Here is a 21479-nt window from a genome sequence, read left to right as displayed (position 1 = left end):
GGAGCCTTCATGACCTATCTAGTGCTGAACCGCCTGTGCAAGCGCTATGGCGAAACGACCGCCGTGGAAGAACTGAGCCTGTCCGTGAATCGCGGCGAGTTCATTTCGCTGCTGGGGCCATCGGGATGCGGCAAGACCACCACGCTGCAAATGATCGCGGGCTTTGTCGAACCCACCAGCGGCAGCATCGTGCTGGATGGCCGCGACGTCAGCCGCGTGCCGGCCAACAAGCGCGGGCTGGGGCTGGTGTTCCAGAACTATGCCTTGTTCCCGCACATGACCGCGTTTGAGAACGTATCGTTCGGCCTGGAGATGCAGCGCGTCAAGAAGGAAGAACGCGAGGCGCGCGTGGCCGATGCCTTGAAGCTGGTGGGTCTGGCCCATCTGGCGGACCGGCATCCGGCGCGCATGTCCGGCGGCCAGCAGCAGCGCGTGGCCTTGGCGCGCGCGCTGGTGATTCGGCCCAGCGTGCTGCTGCTGGACGAACCGCTGTCGAACCTGGACGCCAAGCTGCGCGAGGAAATGCAGTTGGAACTGCGCAGCATCCAGCGGACGATCGGCACCACCACCATTCTTGTCACGCACGATCAGTCCGAGGCGCTGGCGCTGTCGGATCGCATCGTGGTGATGAACCAGGGCCGGGTCGAACAGGTGGCTGAACCCTTCCAGGCCTATGAAGGGCCGGCCAGCCACTTCGTCGGCGGCTTCCTGGGCAAGGCCAACGTGTTCACGCCCACGGCCGAACAATACGAAAACGAGACGCGCGCCCGCATCGGCGAAGCGCACATCCCGATGGCGGGCGCGCCGGTGCCGCAAGGCGCGGTGATCGTGCGCCCCGAAAAAATCCTGTTCTCGGAACCCGCCGCCTGTGCCCTGCCGGGGCGCATGAAGACGCGCGTATTCCAGGGCAACCACTGGCTGTGCCAGGTCGACACATCGGTGGGCGAAGTGATGGTGATCCGTCAGAACGACGGCGTGGCCGTGCCCGCCGAGGGCGAGCCCGTGCACTTGCGCTGGCGCGCGCAGGACATGTGCGAAGTCGCGGCCGCGCCCAAGGGCCTGGCGTCATGAGCGCGCGCGCCAACCCGTGGGTGTTGAGCGCGCCGGCGCTGGTGGTCTATGCCACGTTTCTGGTGGTGCCGATGGCGCTGGTGTTCCTGATCAGCTTCTTCAATTTCCAGTTCTATGGCGGCATGCAGGTGACCTTCACCTGGAAGAACTACTTCGAGATCTTCAGCGACGGGTACTACTACGAAATCTACGCGCGCACCTTCGGCGTGGCGGCGGCCGTGACGGTGGCGTGCCTGGTGCTGGGCACCGCCGAGGCCTACGTGCTGTCACGCATGGCCAACCCGTGGAAGGGCCTGTTCCTGATGGTGGTGCTGGGCCCCTTGCTGATTTCGGTGGTGGTGCGCACGCTGGGCTGGGCGCTGCTGTTTGGCTCCACCGGTCTTATCAACAAGGCGCTGATCGGCATCGGGCTGATCAGCACGCCCGTGGACCTGATGTACAGCAATCTGGGCGTGGGCATCGCGCTGACGCACGTGCTGGTGCCCTTCATGGTGATTTCGGTATGGGCGTCGCTGCAGCGGATCAATCCCGCGACCGAAGCCGCCGCCCTGTCGTTGGGGGCATCGCAGTTCACCGTGATCCGGCGCGTGATTGTGCCTCAGGTCATGCCCGGCATTCTGTCGGGTGCGATCATGGTGTTTGCGATGGCGGCCAGCTCGTTCGCCACGCCGGCCATCATCGGCGGCCGGCGCTTGAAGAACGTGGCCACGGCGGCCTACGACGAATTCCTGAACACGCTGAACTGGCCGCTGGGCGCGGCGCTGGCCGTGGTGCTGCTGCTGGCCACCGTCGTCGTGCTGCTGTCCGCCAACCGGATCATTGAACGCAAGTACGGCGCCGTCTTCAACCAGGCAGGAGGCTGAAATGCAATTTCGAAACGGCCCCATCGGCCTGGTCTTTCACACCCTGTTCATCCTGTTCATCCTGGCGCCCATCGTCATGGTGTGTGCGGTGGCGTTCACGTCCGAGGGCTTTATTTCTTTGCCCTCGGGCGGACTGTCGTTGCGCTGGTTCCGCGCCATCCTGGACAACCCGCGTTTTGTCGAAGCATTCTGGTTCAGCCTGGGGCTGGGGACCTTGTCGGCGACGCTGGCCATAGGCTTGGCCGTGCCCAGCGCGCTGGCCCTGGCCCGCAACCGCTTTCGCGGCCGCGAGGCGCTGGTGGCGTTCTTCCTGTCGCCGCTGATGATTCCGCATGTGGTGCTGGGCCTGGCCTTCCTGAAGTTCTTCACCACCGTGGATCTGGCCGGCACTTATGTGGGCCTGGTGGTGGCGCACGTCATCCTGGTGATGCCCTACGCGCTGCGCCTGGTGCTGGCGTCGGCCACCGGTATCGACCCCGCGCTGGAGCGCGCCGCGCAATCGCTGGGCGCGTCCAACTGGACGGCGTTCCGGCGCGTGGTGCTGCCACTGTTGCTGCCGGGCGTGGTCAGCGGCTGGGTCATCGCCTTCATTACCAGCTTTGACGAACTGACCATGTCGATCTTCATCGCCTCGCCGTCCACGACGACGCTGCCGGTGCGCATCTTCCTGCATATCGAAGACACTATCGATCCGCTCGTGACCGCCGTGTCGGCCGTGCTGATCTACGTGACGATCATCGCCATTTTCATTCTGGACCGCGTGGTCGGCCTGGAAAAGCTGTTTGTAGGAAAGGGACGCTAATGACGGACGAGAAAGAACTGGCGCCCCGCGCGCCCGTGCATCGCGGCATTTATGACGCCGTGGTGATCGGCGGCGGGCTGGTGGGATCGGCCATCGCCTATGGCTTGCGGCGCGAGCTGGACCACGTGGCCGTGCTGGACGAGGGCGACGTGGCCTACCGCGCGTCGCGCGGCAACTTCGGGCTGGTGTGGGTGCAAAGCAAGGGCATGGGGCTGCCGCGCTACGGCGTGTGGACGATGACGTCCGCGTCCGGCTGGCCGCGTCTGGCCGCGCAACTGCTGGAAGAAACCGGCGTGGATGTGCACCTGGAACAGCGCGGGGGGCTGCATGCGCTGCTAAGCGACGAAGAAGTGGAAGCGCGCGGCACGTTCATGAAGACCTTGCTGGCGCAACCCGGCATGGCGCAGTACGACTGGAAGCTGCTGGATCGCGCGGAAGTGGCCGACCTGGTGCCGGGCATCGGCCCCGATGTGCGCGGCGCGACGTGGACGCCGGTCGATGGCATTGCCAACCCGCTCAAGCTGCTGCGCGCCTTGCACGCGAGTTTTGCACAGCGCGTTGTGGATTACCTGCCGCGCCGTCCGGCGCAGAGCATCAAGCAGCGCGACGGCGTGTTCGAGATCGCAACGCCCTCTGGCACGGTGCGCACGCGCAAGGTGGTGCTGGCATCGGGCTTGTCCAACAAGGACCTGGGCGTGCAAGTGGGCCTGGACGTGCCGGTGCGCCCGCAACGCGGTCAGATCGTGGTGCTGGAACGCACGCGCCGCCTGCTGGAAACGCCGTTGTCCACCTTGCGCCAGACGGACGAAGGCACGTGGCTGATCGGCGATTCGCAGGAAGAAGCCGGCTATGTGGATAACCTGGTGGGGCTGCCGATCCTGGGCACGCTGGCTGACCGCGCCGTGCGCACGCTGCCTGCATTGCGCGACGTGCGCGTGGTGCGCAGCTGGGCGGCGCTGCGCGTGATGTCCAAGGACGGCTTTCCGATCTATCAGCAATCCGAGACGTGCCCGGGCGCCTTTGTCGCCACCTGTCATAGCGGCGTGACGCTGGCCGCCGCGCACGCCCTCAATCTGGCGCCCATGATCGTGGCCGGCAAGCTTGCCGACGACATGGCGCCTTTCTCGACCCGGAGGTTTCATGTTCAAGAGGCTTGATGAGGCGCAGCGCCAGGCGCAAGGCGCGCCGGTGCGCGTGACGGTCAACGGGGCCGAGCTGCAATGCCGCCAGGGCGACAGCGTGGCGGCTGCGTTGTTCGCGGGTGGCGTGTCGGCCTGTCGCGATACCGCCGTGAACGAGGTGCCGCGCGGGCCCTATTGCATGATGGGCGTGTGCTACGACTGCCTGGTCACCATTGACGGCCAGGCGAACCAGCAGGGCTGCATGACGGCCGTGCGCGAAGGCATGAAGATCGAGCGCCAGCTGGGCGCGCGCAAGGTGCAGGCATGATCGAAACAACGCAATGCGATTTGCTGGTGGTGGGCGCGGGTCCGGCCGGGTTGGCGGCAGCGACGGTGGCCGCCGGGCTGGGCGTGGACACGGTGCTGCTGGACGAACAACCGGCGCCGGGCGGACAGATCTATCGCGCCATCACGACCACGCCGGTCACCGACCGCGGCATCCTGGGCGATGACTACTGGCACGGTGCTTCCCTGATCGCGCCCTTCAAGCAATCAGGCGCGCGCTACGTGCCGGGCGCCACCGTCTGGGCGGTGGCCGAGCGCACCGCGCCGCATCCCGAAAAGGGCTTTGAAGTGGCGTATTCCGTGGCCGGTGAAGCGCGCATCATCCATGCGCGCCGCTTGCTGCTGGCAACGGGCGCGCAAGAGCGCCCCTTCCCCATTCCAGGCTGGACGCTGCCGGGCGTGATCACGGCGGGTGCGGCGCAGATTCTGCTGAAGTCGGCCGGCGTGGTGCCGGCGGATCGCACGGTGCTGGCGGGCAGCGGCCCGCTGCTGTATCTGGTGGCGTGGCAATACCTGAACGCGGGGGTGAAGATCGACGCGCTCTTGGAAACCACGCCGCCCGGACGCATGGGCCAGGCGCTGCCCAAGGTCTGGGGCTTCCTGCGTTCGCCGTATCTGGGCAAGGGCTTGAAGCTGCTGCGCGCAGTGAAGGCCGCAGTGCCGATCACACGCGGCGTGACGGCGTTGGAGGCGCTTGGCGACGGCAAGCTGCAAAGCGTGCGCTACACGGCCGGCGGCGTCACCAAGACCTTGCCCGCCGAACAGCTGATGCTGCATCAGGGCGTGGTGCCCAACGTGAACCTGTCGCGCGCCGTGGGTGCGGAGCATCGCTGGAACGACGCCTTGGACTGTTGGGAGCCGCAGGTCGATGAATGGGGCCTGACGACGGTGGACGGCATCGGCATGGCGGGCGACGGCGCGGGTATCGCGGGCGCGCTGGCGGCGGAACACCGGGGCCGGTTGGCCGCGCTGCAAGCCGCGCATCTGTTGGGCCGCATCGACGCCGCCAAACGCGATAGCCAGGCCGTGGCGCCGCGCCAGGCGCTTGCCCGTGCCGTGAGAGGCCGGGAGTTCTTCGACGCGCTCTACAAGGCGCCTGACGCGTTCCGGCGGCCCACGGGCGACACCATCGTGTGCCGCTGCGAAGAAGTCACCGCCGCGCAGGTGCGCGAGACGGTCAAGCTCGGTTGCAGCGGACCCAACCAGATGAAGGCATTTCTGCGCTGCGGCATGGGGCCGTGCCAGGGGCGCTTCTGCGGGCTGACGGTGGCCGAGATCATCGCCGAAGAGCGCGGCGTGCCGACGCAGGAAGTGGGCTATTACCGGCTGCGCTTTCCGACCAAGCCGCTGACGCTGGGCGAGCTGGCGTCGCTGCCGCAGACGGACGATTCCCGCCAAGCCGTTGTCCGCCTGAAGAAATAGGCCCACCCCCGACGCGCTACGCGCGTCCCCCTCAAGGGGGCAACACCGGAAGACCGGCGAAGCCGGATCTTCGGTGTCCCGGCTTGGCAGTCCGGCCTTTTCTTGGAAATGCCGTCTTTGAACAGCCGCTTCGCGGCAGAAGGAAGGTAGAAATGACCGGTTCAACGCGGTCGGCGGCAGTCATCATCATCGGCGGGGGCCTGCACGGCAGCTCGGCCGCGCTGCATCTGGCACGCGCGGGTGTGCCCGCCCTGGTGATCGAAAAGAACTACGTGGGCCGGCACGCGTCAGGCGTGAACGCGGGCGGCGTGCGCACGTTGGCGCGCCATCTGGCCGAGGTGCCGCTGGCGCTGGCCTCGCGCGAACTTTGGTATCGCATCGGCGACCTGGTGGATGACGATTGTGGTTTCGAGCAGCACGGGCAGGTGCGCGTCGCCGAGAATGCCGCCGACGTCGAGGCATTGCAGACGCGGCTTCGCACGATGACCCAGCACGGTTACTCGCACGAAGCGTGGATCAGCGCCGAAGACCTCCGCGACATGATCCCCGCCATCGCGCCGACCATCCTGGGCGGGCTGATCGCGCGTGAGGACGGGGCGGCCGATCCGTATCGCACGACGCTGGCGTTTCGAACCAAGGCTGCCAGCCTGGGCGCACGCTTTCTGGAAGGCGTGCGCGTGGACGGCGTCACGCACGACGGCGGCCAATGGCGCGTGGAGACCGATGCCGGCACCTACACCGCGCCCCAAGTGTTGAATTGCGCGGGCGCATGGGCCGACCGCATCGCCGCGCAATGGGGCGAGCCGGTGCCGCTCTTGGCCATCAGCCCGATGATGTTGGTGACGTTGCGCATGGACCATTTCCTGGACCCGGTCGTGCTGGGCACCGGGCGCGCGCTATCGTTCAAGCAACGCACGAACGGCACGGTGCTGATCGGCGGCGGACGGCGGGCCTGGGTGGATCGCGACGCGGAATGGACCGAGCTGGATTTCCGCTCGCTGGCGGAAGGCGCGCGCACGGTCTGCGACTTGTTCCCCCACATGCGCGACGCCATCGTGAACCGGGGCTGGGCGGGCATCGAAGCGGCCATGCCGGACGAGATCCCCGTGATCGGCCGCAGCAGCCGCCACGAGACCGCGTTCCATGCGTTCGGGTTCTCGGCGCATGGCTTTGAACTGGGCCCCATCGTGGGCCGCATCATGGCCGACCTGATAACAACCGGCGCGACGGACATGCCCATCGCGCCATTTCGGATTGATCGTTTTTCGGACGCGAACATCGCGTCCATCCCATCAAAAAAGGAGCAAGGCGAATGAACGACGATATCGTGCGCAAGCAAACCAACCAGCGCCTGAGCCGCATCGTGATTCACGGCGATACGGTCTATGTGGCGGGCGTGACGTCAGCGGCCGAAGGCGGCATCGTGCCGCAGACGCGCGACGCGCTGGCCAAGATCGACGGCTATCTGGCCGAGGCCGGCACCGACAAGTCGCGGCTGCTGTCGGTGCAGATCTGGCTGAAGGATATCGACCGCGATTTCGCGGGCATGAACAGCGTGTGGGCCGAGTGGGCGCTGCCTGATGCGATGCCTACCCGCGCCACCTGCGAGGCCAAGCTGGCCGCGCCAGAGCTGCTGGTGGAGATCATCGTGACGGCCGCCAAGCGGCCGCCGTATGTCAGCGGGCCGGTGTCTGAAAGCTGACCTGACCCGGGCGGCCCGGCAGGTTCAAGGTGGCGGTGGCGGGCGGCGTGGTGGCAATCACCTGCCCCGCGCGCAGCACCATCAGGCGGGTCGCGCGCAGGCGTAGCGCTTCGACGGGATCGCGCGCTTGCAGCAACACCAGGTCGGCACGCTTGCCGACCGCGATGCCCGTGTCGTCCAGCCCCAGGATCTTGGTGGGCGTGGTCGTCACGGCCTCGAAACAGGCGCGCATGGCGTCCTGGCCCGTCATCTGGGCCACGTGCAGGCCCATGTGCGCCACCTCCAGCATGTCGCCCGAACCCAGGCTGTACCAGGGGTCCATCACGCAGTCATGGCCGAAGGCCACCGGCACGCCGGCTGCCAGCAATTCGGGCACGCGCGTCATGCCGCGGCGCTTGGGATACGTGTCGTGGCGGCCCTGCAGCGTGATATTGATCAGCGGGTTGGCAATGGCCGCGACGCCGGCTTCGCGCATCAGCGGGATCAGCTTGGACACGTAGTAGTTGTCCATGGAATGCATGGACGTCAGGTGCGAACCGGTGACGCGGCCATGCAGGCCCAGGCGCTGCGTGTGGTAGGCCAGCGTTTCGATGTGGCGCGACAAGGGGTCGTCGCTTTCGTCGCAGTGCATGTCCACGCGCAGGCCGCGTTCGGCGGCCAGTTCGCACAGGATGCGCACGGATTCCGCGCCGTCCTGCATGGTGCGTTCAAAATGCGGAATGCCGCCGACCACGTCCACGCCCATGTCGAGCGCGCGCTTCAGGTTGTCCAGCGCACCGGGTGCGCGCAGCACGCCGTCTTGCGGAAAGGCGACCAGTTGCAGGTCCAGATAGGGTTTGACCTTCTCGCGCACGTGCAGCAGCGCTTCGGTGGCAAGCAGACGCGGGTCACAGACGTCCACGTGCGAGCGAATGGCCAGCAGGCCACGGGCAACGGCCCAGTCGCAATACGCCAACGCACGTTCCACCAGCGCTTCCTGCGTCAACAACGGCTTGAGTTCCCCCCACAGCGCGATGCCTTCCAGCAAGGTGCCGGACTGGTTCACGCGCGGCAGGCCGAACGACAGCGTGGAGTCCATGTGGAAGTGCGCGTCCACGAAGGGCGACGACACCAGCTGACCGGCGGCATCGATCACCTGCCCGGCTTCGGCCTTCAGCGCGGGTTCCACCGCCGTGATGCGACCCTGCGCCACACCGATGTCGATGTTCGTGCGCCCATCAGGCAGCGTGCAGTTCTTGATAATCAGATCGAGCATGGGGGGATCCTAATGGAAGTTCAGTTTTTCACAATGCTGCAAAAGTACCCCAACATCGGGGTCGCACGGAGCCGGCTTTGCCGGTCCGTCGCGACGCCCCCTTGAGGGGGAAGCGCGCAGCGCTTCGGGGGTGGGCCACACCCTCTACCTTTCGCCCTTGCGATACGGCTTCATCAGCGCTTGCGGGTAGGCGGCGCGGCGCGCCATCACCACCAGGGCGAGGATGGACAGGATGTAGGGCAGCATCAGGTACACCTGATACGGTAGCTCGGGCAGGCCGGGCAAGGCCGCGCCGCCCTGTTGCAGGCGCAGTTGCAGCGCGTCGAAGAAGGCGAAGATCAGTGCGCCCAGCAGCGCCTTGCCGGGCCGCCACGATGCAAACACCACCAGGGCCACGCACACCCAACCCCGGCCGTTGACCATGTTGAAAAAGAACGCGTTGAACGCCGCCAGCGTCAGGAAGCTGCCGGCCACGCCCATCAGTGCCGACCCGGCCACGATCGCGCCGATGCGCAGTCGCGTCACGGACAAGCCCTGCCCTTCGGCGGCGGCGGGGTTTTCGCCCACCATGCGGATCGCCAGCCCGACCGGTGTCCGGTTCAGCACCCAGGCAAGAATGGGCACGGCGGCCAGCGCAATCAGCGTCATGGGCGTCTGCCCCGCCAACACCGGGCCGATCAGCGGAATGCCATCCAGGAATTTCATTTCGGCAAATGGCGTGATGGTGGGCGGCGTGTTCACGCTGGGAAACGTTACCCGGTAAGCAAAGTACGACAGGCTGGTGGCAAGCAGCGTCACGCCCAATCCCGACACGTGTTGCGACAGGCCCAACGGCACCGTCAACACGGCATGCAGCAAGCCGAACACGGCGCCGGCCAACGCCGCCGCCAGCACGCCCACATACAGCGGCGCGCCCAGATACACCACCAGCCAGCCGGTAAACGCCCCGGCGGCCATGATGCCTTCGATGCCCAGGTTCAAGACACCCGCGCGCTCGCACAGCAGCACGCCCAGGGTGCCCAGAATCAGCGGCGTGGCCAGGCGCAGCACGGCGACCCAGAAGGCCGAGGAACTGATCAGATCCATCCATTCCATGGCGTGCTCCTCAAGCCCGGTTGCGGCGCAGGCGGTACTGCGCGAATAGCGTCGCAACCAGCATGGCAAGCAACGAGGTGGCGACGATGACGTCGGCGATATAGTTCGGCACGGCGATGGCGCGGCTCATGCTGTCCGCGCCCACCAGCATGCCGGCGACAAAGATGCTGGCCAGGATCACGCCCAGCGGATGCAGCCCGGCCAGCATGGCGACGACCACGCCGGTGTAGCCATAGCCCGGCGACATATCCAGCGTGACGTAGCCGGTGCGGCCCGCCACTTCGATGGCGCCTGCCAGGCCCGCTAGCGCGCCCGACAACATCGCGGTGCCCAGCATGACTCGGTTGACCGGCAGGCCCAGGAAACGCGAGGCGTGCGCATTGGCGCCCACGGAACGCATCTGGAAGCCGAAGACGGTGTAGCGATTCAGCAGCCACAGGCCCAGCGCCAGGCCGGCCGCCCACAGCAGGCCGGTGTGCGCACGCGTGCGTTCGATCAGCTTGCCCAGTTCCAGGTCGCCGTTAAGCGCCACCGATTGCGGCCAGCCCATCGCCATCGGGTCCTTCATCGGGCCGTCCAGCATCATGGACACGAACAGCAGCACGATGAAGTTGCCCAGCAGCGTGGTGACCACTTCGTCCACGCCCAGGCGAGTCTTCAGCAGCGCGGGAATCAGCAGCAGCAAGGCGCCGGCCAGCGCGGCCGCCAGCATCATGCCGCCGAACAGCACGGGCACGGGCAAGTCGAAGCCGGTGCCGTCATGCAGGCCGCCGATGGCGACCGCCGCCAGCGCGCCCAGGTACAGCTGGCCCTCGGCGCCGATGTTGTAGAAGCGGGCGCGGAACGCCACCGCACAGGCCAGGCCCGTCAGCATCAGGGGCGTGGCGCGGGTCAGCGTTTCAGACAACGCGAAGCGCGAGCCGAAAGCGCCTTCAAACAGCAGCGCGTAAGTGCGGCCGACAGGGGCTCCCGCCCACGCCACCAGCAAGGTGCAGACCGCCAGCGTAAAGAGGATGGCCGCGATGGGGGCCAAGGCCAGCGCCAGGCGGCTGGGCTCGGGGCGGCGTTCCAGGATCAGTTTCATGCGAGTGTTGCTCAATAGAGGGGGCGTCGGCGCGGGGCGGAGCGATCCGTCACGCGCGGGTTCCCGTCATGGCCAGGCCGACGGTGGCCGGCGTCCAGTCGGCCACCGGCTTGACGGCGACCAGCTTGCCGCCGCACAGCACGGCGATGCGGTCGGCCAGGGCGAAGATTTCTTCCAGGTCTTCAGACACCAGCAGCACGCCGGCGCCGCGCGCGCGGGCGGCCAGCAGCTGCTCGCGCACATAGGCGACGGCGCCGATGTCCAGGCCCCAGGTCGGCTGGTCGGCCACGATGAAGCGCGGTTCGCGGGCCAAGGTGCGGCCCAGGATCAATTTCTGCATATTGCCGCCGGACAGGCTGCGTGTGCGCACGTCCAGCGAGGCCGCGCGCACGTCGAACTGCTTGGCCAGCGACGCCGCATACGCGCGGCCCGCGCGGGCGCGGATCAGGCCGTAGCGCGCGAAGCGCTTGTCCTTCAGGTCTTCGACGATGGCGTTTTCCCACAGCGGGCTGTCGCCGATCATGCCTTCGCCGTGGCGGTCTTCCGGAATGCGGCCGACGCGGGCGGCCGTCCAGCCGGCCGGCGTGGTGGGCGCGGCGGCGTGTTCGGCGCCCAGACGGATCGTGCCGTCGGAGGGCTGGCGCAAGCCGGTCAGCACCGACACCAGCGCCTGCTGGCCGTTGCCGGCCACGCCCGCGATGGCCACGATTTCATGTTTGTGGACGGTCAGGTCCAGGCTGTCCAGGCGCGGCGCGCCATCGCGGCCGTCGCGCACGGTCACCTGCGACAGGGTCACGACGGGCGCTGCCTGTTCGGTGGCGGCCACGGCTTCGGCGCGCGGCATGACGACCTTGCGGCCCACCATCAATTCCGCCAGTTCGGCGGGGCTGGTGCCGGCGGTGTCGCGCTCGGCCACCAGTTTGCCCTGGCGCAGCACCGCCACGCGGCGCGAGACGGCCATCACTTCGTCCAGCTTGTGCGAAATGAAAATCACCGCCAGGCCATCATCGACAAACCCGCGCAGGGTCGCGAACAGGTCTTGCACTTCCTGCGGCGTGAGCACCGCGGTGGGCTCGTCCAGGATCAGCACGCGCGCGCCGCGGTACAGCGCCTTCAGGATCTCGACGCGCTGTTTCTCGCCGACGGAAAGCGTGCCCACGCGCGCATCCGGGTCCACCGCCAGGCCGAAGCGCTGGCCAAGTTCGACCAGCCGGCGGCGCGCGTTGCCGCGGCCGGATGCCAGCTTCCACAGCGACTCGGTGCCCACCATGATGTTGTTCAGCACGGTCAGGTTGTCGGCCAGCGTGAAGTGCTGGTGCACCATGCCGATGCCGGCCGCCAGCGCGGCGTCGGGCCGGCCGGCGGGCAATGGGTTGCCGAAGACTTCAATACTGCCGGCGTCGGCCACATAGTGGCCGAACAGAATCGACACCAGGGTCGACTTGCCGGCGCCGTTCTCGCCCAGCAGGGCCAAGACTTCGCCTTGCGCGAGCGTCAGCGAAACATCGTCATTGGCCGTCAGGCTGCCGAAGCGTTTGGTGATCCCCGTCAGTTGCAGGGCGAGAGGCGCTTGGTTCATCGTGCCGAGGACTTGGGTTCTTTGTCGACGACCTTCACCGTGAAGCTGCCGTCCAGGATGGCTTTCTGCTTGGCCTGCACGCGGGCGACCAGTTCGGCCGGGATCTTCGATTCAAAGGTGCCCAGCGGCGCCAGCGACGAACCCTTGTGCTTCATCAGCGAATACTGGCCGTAGTCATCGGCCTTGAACGTGCCGGCCTTGACTTGCTTGAGCGCTTCATCGATCGTGGGTTCCATGCTCCACAGGGCCGACGCCACCACGGTTTCCGGGTACTGCGGCTGCGTGTCGATCACGTTGCCGATAGCCAGCTTGCCGCGCTCCTTGGCCGCGTCTGACACGCCGAAGCGTTCGGCGTACAGCACGTCCGCGCCCTTGTCGATCATCGCGAAGGCGGCTTCCTTGGCCTTCGGGGGATCGAACCACGAACCGATGAAGGTCACGGTGAATTCAGCCTTCGGGTTCACTTCCTTGGCGCCTTCGATGAAGGCCTGCATCAGGCGGTTCACTTCGGGGATGGGGTAGCCACCTACCAGGCCGATCTTGCCGGTCTTGCTCATGCCGCCGGCGATCATGCCGGTCAGGTAGGCAGGTTCCTGGATGTAGTTGTCGAACACCGAGAAGTTGGGTTGCTGCGGCTTGCCCGAAGAGCCCATCAGGAAGGCAGTCTGCGGATAGTCCTTGGCCACTTTGCGGGCCGCGGCTTCCACGGCGAAGGCTTCACCCACCACTAGCTTGTTGCCTTGCTCGGCGTACTGGCGCATGACGCGCTCGTAGTCGGCGTTGGTGACGTTTTCCGAGAAGGTGTATTCGATGTCGCCACGGTCCCGGGCAGCGGTCAGCGCCTTGTGGATGCGCGACACCCATTGCTGTTCGACCGGCACCGTATAGATGGCGGCGACCTTCGTTTTGGCCGGTGCGGCGGCCTGGGCTTGCACCGCGCCCGAGAACAGCAGCGCGCCAGCGGCGGCAGCCGCCAGCTTGAGCAGGCCGCGGCGGGCGATGGCGCCGGCGGACGAGGTGGACAGGGATTTCATGCGGAGACTCCTTCGCGGGGATGGAAAGGGAACCGTGGGACGACGATGCGGATGCCGGGCTGCGGCCGCAGGCGGGCATGTTCGGCGCGAGCGGTCGGAAACGTAGGCGTGGGATCTGTCATGGGATGGGGGCGCCGGGGGCGCGTCCCATCCGAATGGTCGGTGCGCAGCCAGTCCAGGCGAAGCAAGTTGTATGCCATGAGGCATTCCTGCGACAAGTCGGGGAAACCTGATGGACGGGCAGGATTATAGGCACCCCGGCGGGGAAGCGTGGCACCAAGATGGTGCGGCGTGTCGCAAGGGATGGACATTGGGCGGGTGAAACGCCGTGTTGCGGTGCAGGGCGTGCGCGCAGACCGTCCGGGCGGTCCATGGCGAGCCTAAAATCCGGGAATAAGCCGCGCGGGGCGCGGCAAGCTGGAAGGTCCATGCAAGACATTCAATTGCTGCTCGAACAGTACGGCGGGTGGCTGGTGTTCGCCAACGTCCTGGTCGAACAGGCGGGCTTGCCCGTGCCCGCGTACCCCATGCTGATCGCGGCCGGCGCCCTGGGCGGCGCAGCCGGATGGCTGACGCCCTGGCTGGCCGCCACCGTGGCCTGCCTGCTGGCCGACTCGCTTTGGTACGTCGCCGGCCGGCGCTATGGCGCGCGGCTGCTGGGCGTGATCTGCAAGATGTCCTTGTCGCAGGATTCCTGCATCCGCCAGACGCAGCGGCTGTACCTGCGCATTGGCGTGCGCGCCTTGCTGGTGTGCAAGTTCCTGCCGGGCGCGGGCGCGCTGTCGACCGTGATGGCGGGCCTGACGGGCACCGCCTACCGCCGTTTCCTGCTCTACGACCTGGTGGGCGCCATGATCTGGTCCGGGTCCGCCTTGCTGTTGGGCGGGCTCTTCCATAGCGTCATCAATGACGTGTTGGAAATACTGGGCACCTATGGGGCCATGGGACTGGGCGTGCTGGCGGCGGTGCTGGCGCTGTATATCCTCACGCGGTTCCTGCGCCGCCGGATCCTGCTGCGCAGCCTGCGGGTCATCCCCCGCGTGTCGGTGGACGAACTGATGCAATGGCGCCAGGACGGCCGCAATACGCTGGTTTTCGACGTGCGTCCCGAAGCGCAGCGCGACGCCGAACGCATCCCGGGCGCTATCGCCGTGGACTTGAAGGCGCCGCTGCCGGCATTGGACCCCCAAGCGCTGGAGTCCGACATCGTGGTGTATTGCGCGTGCCCGAACGAAGTGTCGGCCGCGTTGCTGGCTTCGCGCTTACGCGCGGCGGGCTATCCCAAGACCTGGGCGTTACGCGGCGGCTACGAGGCCTGGGCCGAGCACAATCACGCAGTCTGAGCACGCGCCCCTTCATTGACGCCGCTCTGTCCGGCGCGTGGGCAGCAGCAGGGTCGCGGCAACGCCAGCAGGGCGCGCCAAGCGCATAATTCCATACCAGCCCGCGCAACAGGCGGGCAGCGACAGGAGAGACAAATGCGGTTGTTGTTCTTGGGTGCTGGCGGCACCGGTGGCTATTTCGGCGGACGCGCCGCCCAGGCGGGCGCGGACGTGACCTTCCTGGTGCGCGAACCGCGCGCGGCGCGGATCCGCGAGCACGGCTTGCGCATCCAGAGCCCGTTCGGCGACGCCACGCTGCACCCCAAGCTTGCAACGCAGCAGACGTTGCAGGGGCAGTACGACGTGGTCGTGCTTAGCTGCAAAGCCTACGACCTGGCCAGCGCCATCGAGGCCATCCGCCCCGCGGTCGGCCCCGACACGGCGGTGCTGCCCATCATGAACGGCGTCTTGCAATACGACGTGCTGGACCGCGAATTCGAGCCGCACCGCGTGCTGGGCGGACTGTGCCAGATCAACGCCACGCTTGGCCCGGAAGGCGAAGTGGTGCACCTGGGCAAACACGCCAGCATCGTCTTTGGCGAACGCGCCGGTCCGGCCCGCAGCGCCCGCGGCGTGGCGCTGGAGCAGGCGCTAATGGGCGGCGAATACGTCAGCCGCCTGAGCGAAGACATCTACCAGGACATCTGGGAAAAGTACGTCATGCTGACGACGCTGGCGGCCGGCACCTGCCTGATGCGCGGCGCGATCGGGCAGATCGCGTCCACCGACGACGGCATCGACATCCTGAAAAGCCTGCTACAGGAATCGCAAGCCGTCGCGGCCGCGTCCGGTCACGCGGTGCGCCCCGAAGCGGATGCGTTCGCGCAAAAGCTGATGAGCGACCGCACGCAACCCATGACGGCATCCATGTTCCGTGATTTGCGCCAGGGCCTGCCGGTCGAGGCCGACCACATCGTGGGCGACATGGTGCGCCGCGCGCGGACGCTGGGTGTGGACGCGACGTACCTGCGGGTGGCCTATTCGCATCTGCAGGTCTACCAGGCGCAGCGCAACGCAGGTTGAGTTCGGCCGATTGGTGCATGAATTGCAAAAAACTCTTCCGCTTTACCGGGTTTTTTGTTCGGATTCGACCGAATAGTATGGATTTGCCTGAACCGGGGCGTGTCGTGGCGCGTCGTGCGCCCCCCTCCCCGGTTCTTCCTCCCCTAGGAGCAAGACCATGAAAATTGCATTGATCGGCATCACCGGCCGCGTGGGTTCACGCGTGGCCGACGAATTGTTGAAGCGCGGCCATCAGGTGACGGGCATTGCCCGCAACCCCGCCGACGTGAACGCGCAGCCCGGCCTGACCAACCAGCAAGGCGACGCCACCGATCCCGAAACGCTGACCCCGCTGTTGACCGGCCATGACGCCGTCATCAGCGCCACGCGTTTTGTCTCGACCGACGCGCGCCCGCTGCTGGCCGCCGTGAAGAACGCCGGCGTGCCTCGCCTGCTGGTCGTGGGCGGCGCGGGCAGCCTGTTGGTGGCGCCTGGCAAGCTGCTGATCGATACGCCGGAATTCCCCGATGCCTACAAGCCCGAGGCCCGCGCCGGCGTCGTGTTCCTGGACACGCTGCGCCAGGAAAAAGTGCTGAACTGGACCTTCCTGTCGCCCTCCGCGCTCTTCGAACCGGGCGAACGCACGGGCACGTTCCGCGTGGGCGATGACCACCTGCTGGCCGACGATGAAGGCAAAAGCTGGATCTCGATGGAAGACTACGCCATTGCGCTGGCCGACGAGATCGAGACGCCCAAGCATGCGCGCCGGCGCTTCACCGTCGGCTACTGAGCTGCCGTCGGGCAATGAAAAAAGGAGCCCGTCAAGGCTCCTTTTTTCGTTGTGCGGCCGGGCCGGAACGGCGGGTTTTATTTGTAAACTGGCAGACCGCCAGCCGGCGTCACCCTGAGTTGTCCTGTATGCGTATGAAGTTGAAATCGTTGGCCGCCTGTGCGCTGGTCGCCTCCCACTGCCTGGCGTCGGCGCCAGCGCTTGCGGCTGCGCCCCAGTCGAACAAGGACATCGTCACGGCGTTCTTCCGGATGATGTTCCAGGACCGCGAGATCGACGAGGCGGTGCGCCTGTACGTCAGCCCCAACTACGTGCAGCACAACCCGTACATGCGTGACGGCGTCGGGCCGATGGTGGATTTCTTCCCGCCGTATTTCGACCAGCATCCGCAAGCCATCGTCGAGATAAAGCGCGTGATCGCGGAAGGAGATCTGGTCGTCATCCACAACCAGTGGCGCGATTCGCCGGAAGACCGCGGCCAGGCCGTCGTGGACATCTTCCGCGTCGACAAGGGCAAGATCGTCGAACACTGGGACGTCAGCCAGGAAATTCCCGAAAACCCCGCCAACCAGAACGGCATGTTCTAAGCGCCCAGCCATGTCCAAAATCGAAGCCGTAGACCTGCCCCGCGCGTACCTCTTGCTGAATCACGGCCCCACGGTGCTGGTGACCAGCGCCCATGGCGACGCGCGCAACGTCATGGCCGCCGCGTGGGCGATGCCGTTGGACTTCAACCCGCCCAAGATGCTGGTGGTGGTGGACAAGAACACCTACACGCGCGAACTGATCGAGGCGTCGGGCGAATTCGCGTTGTGCATTCCGTCGCGCGCGCAAGCCGCCGCCACCTTGAAAGTGGGCTCGGAATCGGGCCGCGGCGAAGACAAGTTCCAGGCCAGCGGCCTGTCGACCTTTCCGGCCAGCAAGATCGGCGCGCCGCTGGTCGCGGATTGCCTGGGCTGGCTGGAATGCAAGGTCGTGCCCGAGCCCCACAACCAACAGGCTTATGATCTGTTCATCGGCGAGGTCGTCGCCGCGTGGGCGGCGCCGGATGTGTTTTCAGGCAACCGCTGGCACTTCCCGCAAGACGACCGGCGTTCGGTCCACTATCTGGCCGGCGGTTCCTTCTTTGCCACCGGCGAGGCTTTCAACGTTTCAGAACCGGAGTAGCCCATATGCGCAGCGTGTATCTCGCGGGTTTCGACGTATTCCTGCCCGATGCCGTGGCGCACGGACAGCGGCTCAAGGCGCTGTGCGCCACGTACGGTTTCGACGGCCTGTTCCCGCTGGACAACACGGCCCCCAAAGACCTGTCGGGCGCGGCGCTTGCGCAATGGATCTATCGCGAAAACGTGGCGCTGATCCGGCGGGCCGACATGGTGATGGCCAACCTGAACGTCTTTCGCGGCGCTGAACCCGATTCCGGCACGGCCTTCGAAGTGGGCTATGCCATCGCCTGCGGCAAGCCGGTATGGGGCTATACCAGCCAGGCGGGCTCGCTGGTCGATCAGGTGGCGGTGGGTGCGGCGGCGGACGACGGCGTGTCGCGCATGGTGGATGCCGAAGGCCACACCGTGGAAGACTTTGGCCTGAACCTGAATTTGATGCTGGCGTGCAGCGCCCGCATCGTGGTGGGCAAGGCGTCGGATTGCCTGGCCCGCATGGCCGAAGACGCCAGCCGCTGATTGCCCGGGCTGGTTGGCGGCCGCCAGTCGGCAGCCGCCGGCTTCCTGATCAAGCCGCTGTTTTTCGGCGCGTGGCCTGCTTGGCCGCGGCAACGGGCTTGCCGGCTTTCGGGGCGCTTGCGCGCTTGCGTGGCGCGCCGCCGCCCGGCGTCGCCAGATACCCCATCACTGCATCCACCACGGCCTGTTCAAGCTGCCCGGTGGAAAACCCCGCCGGCGGCTCCAGCGCCGCCGCGTGCACCAACGATTCCATGATGCGCAGCACGACGTAGGTCGCCAGGTCGCGGTCTTGCTGCGCGATCTCGGCGCGGTGCAACTCCAGCAGATGCCGCATGCGGCGATGAATGTCCTGGTCGGCCAGGCTGTGTTCGCGCGGCGTATCGAACAGCGGGAATTCGCGTTCCAGCACGCGGTGCAGCGCGGGCTCAAGCAGATGCGCGTGCAGCATCGCCTGCACGATGGCGGCCACGCGCTCTTGCAGCGTGGCGGCGGGGTTGCTGTTCAGCACGTCGTCGATGACGTCCAGCATCTGGTTGTCGTGGCGCTGATGCAGCGCGGCGATCAGCGCGTTCTTGTTCGGAAAGTACTGGTACAGCGACCCGACGCTGACGCCGGCGGTCTCGGCGATCAGGTTGGTATTGGTGCCCGCATAGCCATGCGTGGCCAGAACGCGAGCCGTCGCCTGCAGGATGGTGTCGACGGTGTGCTGCGACCGGAGCTGGCGCGGCGATTTTCGGGGCTGGGGGATGTCGGTCATGGATGCGGGGAAAGGCGAGTATCAAACCTGAGCATCGGCTCATAAAATTTACGGCAGGCAATCCGATTTGGCACCCGCAAGCGCGGATTATGCCATCGGCGAATTCTCCGCGATGGTTTCGGATTGTCATGACCCTTTCAAGGATTTTTCATGTCGAACGTTTCGACGGCCGAGGCTTTGCCTGCGGCCCACGGACCCGTGCGCTCTGTTTTTGCGCAACTGCTGCCTTTGGTCTTGGCGGTGTTCATCGGATTTTTCATGGTTGGCCTGCCGATGCCGGTATTGCCGCTGTACGTGACTGGCACGCTGGCGATGGGCGCGCTGGTGGTGGGCGTGGTGGCGGGCCTGCAGTTTGCCGCCGCGCTGTTGTCGCGGGCGTATTCCGGCGCACTGGTCGATCGCCGCGGCGCCAGGCGCGCGGTGGTGACGGGCTTTCTGCTGGGCGCGGCAGCGGGTTTGCTTTATGTGCTGGCCGAGGCATTGTCGGCACGCCCGCAAGCGGCGCTGACCGCGTTGCTGGCGGGCCGCGCGCTGATGGGATGCGCGGAAAGCCTGATCGCCACCGGCGCGCTGAGCTGGGGCGTGGGCCGTGTGGGACCGCAGAACGCCGGCCGCGTGATGGCCTGGGTGGGGGTTGCAATCTACGCCGCCTATGCGCTGGGCGCGCCGGCCGGGATGCGGTTGTATGACGCCGCGGGTTTCGCGGGCATCGCGTGGGCGACGGTCCTGATTCCGCTGGCAGCCTTGGCGGTCGTGCTGCCGCAGGCCGGCGTGGCGGCGGTGGGCGGCATGCGCACGCCCTTTTACCGCGTGCTGGGGTTGGTGTTGCTACCCGGCATGGGCCTGGCGCTGACCAGCGTGGGTTTTGGCGTGATCACCGCGTTCGTCAGTCTGTTCTTCGCGGAGCGCGGCTGGGAGGGCGCCGCGTGGATGTTCAGCGCGTTCGGGGTGGGCTTCATTCTGGCCCGGGTGTTTTTTGCGGGCCTGCCGGACAAGTTGGGCGGCGCGCGCGTGGCGCTGGTGTGCGTGGTGGTCGAGGCCGTGGGCCAGTGGCTGATCTGGTCGGGCGCGACGCCAATGTGGGCGTATGGCGGGGCTTTGCTGACCGGCGCGGGCTATTCGCTGGCGTTCCCGGCGTTTGGCGTGGAGGCCGTGCGGCGCGTGCCGGCGGCAAGCCGGGGCGCGGCCATGGGGGCGTATGTGGCGTTCCTTGACGTGGCGCTGGGGATCAGCGGCCCGGTGGCGGGTTGGCTGGCGGCCGGTCAGGGGTATGGCGCGGTGTATCTGATGGGGGGCGCATGCGCGCTGGCCGCGGTGCTGGTGGCCGTGGCGTTGAGGCGTCCGGCGCGGCCGTGACGCAATGCCGTTGTCGTTGCCGATCGGGGCCGGGCGTCGCCTCGGCCCCGATCGCTTGCACGGGACTTAGACGGTTGCGGCCATTTCCAGGACTTCGTCGTCCACGGCTTCGGCCTGGCCATCCTTGAGCTTTTGCAGATGGTCGGCCAGTTCGGCGATGGTCAGCGCCACCAGGCCGTGCTGGGCGGCGTAGCGTTCAAGCGACGCGCCGCGCATCATGGTGCCATCGGCGTTCATCAGTTCGCACAGCACGCCGGCGGGGCGCAGGCCGGCCAGGACGGCCAGGTCGACGGAGCCTTCGGTGTGGCCGCGGCGGGTCAGCACGCCGCCGGGTTGGGCGCGCAGCGGGAACACGTGGCCGGGGCTGACGATGTCTTCGCTTTGGGCCGAGGGCGAAATGGCGGCGCGGATCGTGGTGACCCGGTCGACGGCCGAGACGCCGGTGCTGACGCCTTCGCGCGCTTCGATGGAGACGGTGAAGGCGGTGGCGAAGCGGCTCTGGTTGCGCTGGACCATGGGGGGCAGTTCCAGGCGGTCGAGCGTTTCACCGGGCAGGCAAAGGCAGACGATGCCGCTGCCGTCGCGGATCAGCTGGGCCATGACGGGTACGGTCAGTTTGTCGGCGGCGACGATCAGGTCGGCTTCGTTTTCGCGATCGAAGTCGTCCATGAGGATGACGGGACGGCCCAGGCGCAGATGATGCAGGGCGCGCTGCAAACGAGCGGCGAAGGGTTGTGAAGCCAGGCTGGGAAGGGATTGCTGGGTATTGAGGGTGGACATTGAAACGCTCTCGCAAATTAAAGTGGGCGAAAAACGTTTCAGGGCTAATCGACAGCCGAACGCAATACGGTCATCCGGGCGCAAGCGCCCCGGGTAATCGGGAATGTGCCGGCACATCTTCTCTCATCCGGACTATGACCGTCGGCTCTGGCATTTCACCAGATCTGCTGACCCCGATGTCCGTGAAGGACGCCGGGCGCTCGCGGGCTCGCCACATTGCATGGCATACCGCCGGTGGGGAATTGCACCCCGCCCTGAAGACGTACTGCATGTCGTGTTAACGACTTTTGGAATTGTACGCCTGTCTGGTTTTGGGTGGGGAATATGCTTATTGCGGGTGGGGGTATGGGGTATGGG

Annotated in this window: 22 protein-coding genes and 1 riboswitch; of the genes, 15 read left to right on the top strand and 7 right to left on the bottom strand. The window is 66.8% G+C overall.

The window, feature by feature from the left end; genetic code table 11:
- The first annotated feature begins 9 nt into the window (after positions 1-9).
- From CQ050_RS04325 to CQ050_RS04290, 8 genes are all read left to right on the top strand, one after another.
- The gene (locus CQ050_RS04325) at positions 10-1071 is read left to right on the top strand and encodes an ABC transporter ATP-binding protein (protein WP_105555612.1); all 1062 of its coding nucleotides are present in this window, start codon (positions 10-12) and stop codon (positions 1069-1071) included.
- Positions 1068-1934: an ABC transporter permease gene (locus CQ050_RS04320; RefSeq protein ID WP_105555611.1), complete on the top strand. Its 867-nt coding sequence runs from the start codon at positions 1068-1070 to the stop codon at positions 1932-1934. The genes CQ050_RS04325 and CQ050_RS04320 overlap by 4 nt, the downstream gene beginning before the upstream one ends.
- A 1-nt stretch (position 1935) precedes the next feature.
- Positions 1936-2736 (top strand): ABC transporter permease, encoded by an 801-nt coding sequence (locus CQ050_RS04315; RefSeq protein WP_105555610.1) that lies wholly within the window; start codon positions 1936-1938, stop codon positions 2734-2736.
- Positions 2736-3893, top strand: coding sequence for an FAD-binding oxidoreductase (locus CQ050_RS04310; protein WP_105555609.1), 1158 nt, complete (start codon positions 2736-2738; stop codon positions 3891-3893). Before CQ050_RS04315 ends, CQ050_RS04310 begins: the two co-directional genes overlap by 1 nt.
- Positions 3877-4185 (top strand): (2Fe-2S)-binding protein, encoded by a 309-nt coding sequence (locus CQ050_RS04305; protein ID WP_046804012.1) that lies wholly within the window; start codon positions 3877-3879, stop codon positions 4183-4185. The genes CQ050_RS04310 and CQ050_RS04305 overlap by 17 nt, the downstream gene beginning before the upstream one ends.
- The gene (locus CQ050_RS04300) at positions 4182-5624 is read left to right on the top strand and encodes an NAD(P)/FAD-dependent oxidoreductase (RefSeq protein WP_105555608.1); all 1443 of its coding nucleotides are present in this window, start codon (positions 4182-4184) and stop codon (positions 5622-5624) included. The genes CQ050_RS04305 and CQ050_RS04300 overlap by 4 nt, the downstream gene beginning before the upstream one ends.
- 152 nt (positions 5625-5776) lie before the next feature.
- Positions 5777-6940 (top strand): FAD-binding oxidoreductase, encoded by a 1164-nt coding sequence (locus CQ050_RS04295; RefSeq protein ID WP_105555607.1) that lies wholly within the window; start codon positions 5777-5779, stop codon positions 6938-6940.
- On the top strand, positions 6937-7326 hold the full coding sequence (locus tag CQ050_RS04290; RefSeq protein WP_105555606.1) for a RidA family protein: 390 nt from the start codon (positions 6937-6939) through the stop codon (positions 7324-7326). The genes CQ050_RS04295 and CQ050_RS04290 overlap by 4 nt, the downstream gene beginning before the upstream one ends.
- Here CQ050_RS04290 and CQ050_RS04285 read toward each other — a convergent pair.
- The 5 genes from CQ050_RS04285 to CQ050_RS04265 all read right to left on the bottom strand — a co-directional run bounded on the left by CQ050_RS04285 (position 7301) and on the right by CQ050_RS04265 (position 13373).
- On the bottom strand, positions 7301-8581 hold the full coding sequence (locus CQ050_RS04285) for an amidohydrolase family protein (RefSeq protein ID WP_105555605.1): 1281 nt from the start codon (positions 8579-8581) through the stop codon (positions 7301-7303). The genes CQ050_RS04290 and CQ050_RS04285 overlap by 26 nt on opposite strands.
- A 144-nt stretch (positions 8582-8725) precedes the next feature.
- The gene (locus CQ050_RS04280; RefSeq protein WP_105555604.1) at positions 8726-9676 is read right to left on the bottom strand and encodes an ABC transporter permease; all 951 of its coding nucleotides are present in this window, start codon (positions 9674-9676) and stop codon (positions 8726-8728) included.
- A 10-nt stretch (positions 9677-9686) separates the two neighbouring features.
- Positions 9687-10760 (bottom strand): ABC transporter permease, encoded by a 1074-nt coding sequence (locus CQ050_RS04275; RefSeq protein ID WP_105555603.1) that lies wholly within the window; start codon positions 10758-10760, stop codon positions 9687-9689.
- Between the two features lie 49 nt (positions 10761-10809).
- Positions 10810-12339 carry an ABC transporter ATP-binding protein gene (locus CQ050_RS04270; protein WP_105555602.1) on the bottom strand — a complete coding sequence of 510 codons (1530 nt, stop codon included), beginning with the start codon at positions 12337-12339 and terminating at the stop codon, positions 10810-10812.
- Positions 12336-13373, bottom strand: coding sequence for a BMP family protein (locus tag CQ050_RS04265; RefSeq protein WP_105555601.1), 1038 nt, complete (start codon positions 13371-13373; stop codon positions 12336-12338). Before CQ050_RS04265 ends, CQ050_RS04270 begins: the two co-directional genes overlap by 4 nt.
- A gap of 428 nt (positions 13374-13801) precedes the next feature.
- On the opposite strand from CQ050_RS04265, the gene CQ050_RS04255 reads away from it, so the two are divergent.
- The 6 genes from CQ050_RS04255 (at position 13802) to CQ050_RS04230 (ending at position 18229) form a co-directional block, all read left to right on the top strand.
- Positions 13802-14716: a DedA family protein/thiosulfate sulfurtransferase GlpE gene (locus tag CQ050_RS04255; RefSeq protein ID WP_105555599.1), complete on the top strand. Its 915-nt coding sequence runs from the start codon at positions 13802-13804 to the stop codon at positions 14714-14716.
- 135 nt (positions 14717-14851) lie between these two features.
- Entirely contained in the window at positions 14852-15778 is a 927-nt protein-coding gene (gene panE, locus CQ050_RS04250) for a 2-dehydropantoate 2-reductase (RefSeq protein ID WP_105555598.1), read from the top strand.
- A 157-nt stretch (positions 15779-15935) separates the two neighbouring features.
- The gene (locus CQ050_RS04245) at positions 15936-16547 is read left to right on the top strand and encodes an NAD(P)-dependent oxidoreductase (RefSeq protein ID WP_105555597.1); all 612 of its coding nucleotides are present in this window, start codon (positions 15936-15938) and stop codon (positions 16545-16547) included.
- Between the two features lie 128 nt (positions 16548-16675).
- Entirely contained in the window at positions 16676-17134 is a 459-nt protein-coding gene (locus tag CQ050_RS04240; protein ID WP_105555596.1) for a nuclear transport factor 2 family protein, read from the top strand.
- A gap of 10 nt (positions 17135-17144) precedes the next feature.
- Entirely contained in the window at positions 17145-17714 is a 570-nt protein-coding gene (locus CQ050_RS04235) for a flavin reductase family protein (protein ID WP_105555595.1), read from the top strand.
- 5 nt (positions 17715-17719) lie between these two features.
- A complete protein-coding gene (locus tag CQ050_RS04230) occupies positions 17720-18229 on the top strand; it encodes a nucleoside 2-deoxyribosyltransferase (RefSeq protein ID WP_105555594.1) in 510 nt (169 codons plus the stop codon).
- A gap of 49 nt (positions 18230-18278) precedes the next feature.
- Here CQ050_RS04230 and CQ050_RS04225 read toward each other — a convergent pair whose 3' ends face one another.
- Positions 18279-18986, bottom strand: coding sequence for a TetR/AcrR family transcriptional regulator (locus CQ050_RS04225; protein ID WP_233213787.1), 708 nt, complete (start codon positions 18984-18986; stop codon positions 18279-18281).
- Between the two features lie 150 nt (positions 18987-19136).
- On the opposite strand from CQ050_RS04225, the gene CQ050_RS04220 reads away from it, so the two are divergent.
- Entirely contained in the window at positions 19137-20342 is a 1206-nt protein-coding gene (locus tag CQ050_RS04220) for an MFS transporter (protein ID WP_105555593.1), read from the top strand.
- 66 nt (positions 20343-20408) lie between these two features.
- Here the strand turns inward: CQ050_RS04220 and ribB are convergent, their stop codons facing one another.
- Positions 20409-21122 carry a 3,4-dihydroxy-2-butanone-4-phosphate synthase gene (gene ribB / locus CQ050_RS04215; RefSeq protein WP_105555592.1) on the bottom strand — a complete coding sequence of 238 codons (714 nt, stop codon included), beginning with the start codon at positions 21120-21122 and terminating at the stop codon, positions 20409-20411.
- A 111-nt stretch (positions 21123-21233) separates the two neighbouring features.
- Positions 21234-21388, bottom strand: a riboswitch (FMN riboswitch).
- Between the last annotated feature and the right edge of the window lie 91 nt (positions 21389-21479).

It is taken from the genome of Achromobacter sp. MYb9 (genome assembly GCF_002975275.1).
In the GTDB taxonomy this organism is placed as follows: Bacteria; Pseudomonadota; Gammaproteobacteria; order Burkholderiales; family Burkholderiaceae_B; genus Achromobacter.
This window is presented reverse-complemented; position numbering and strand designations above follow the sequence as displayed.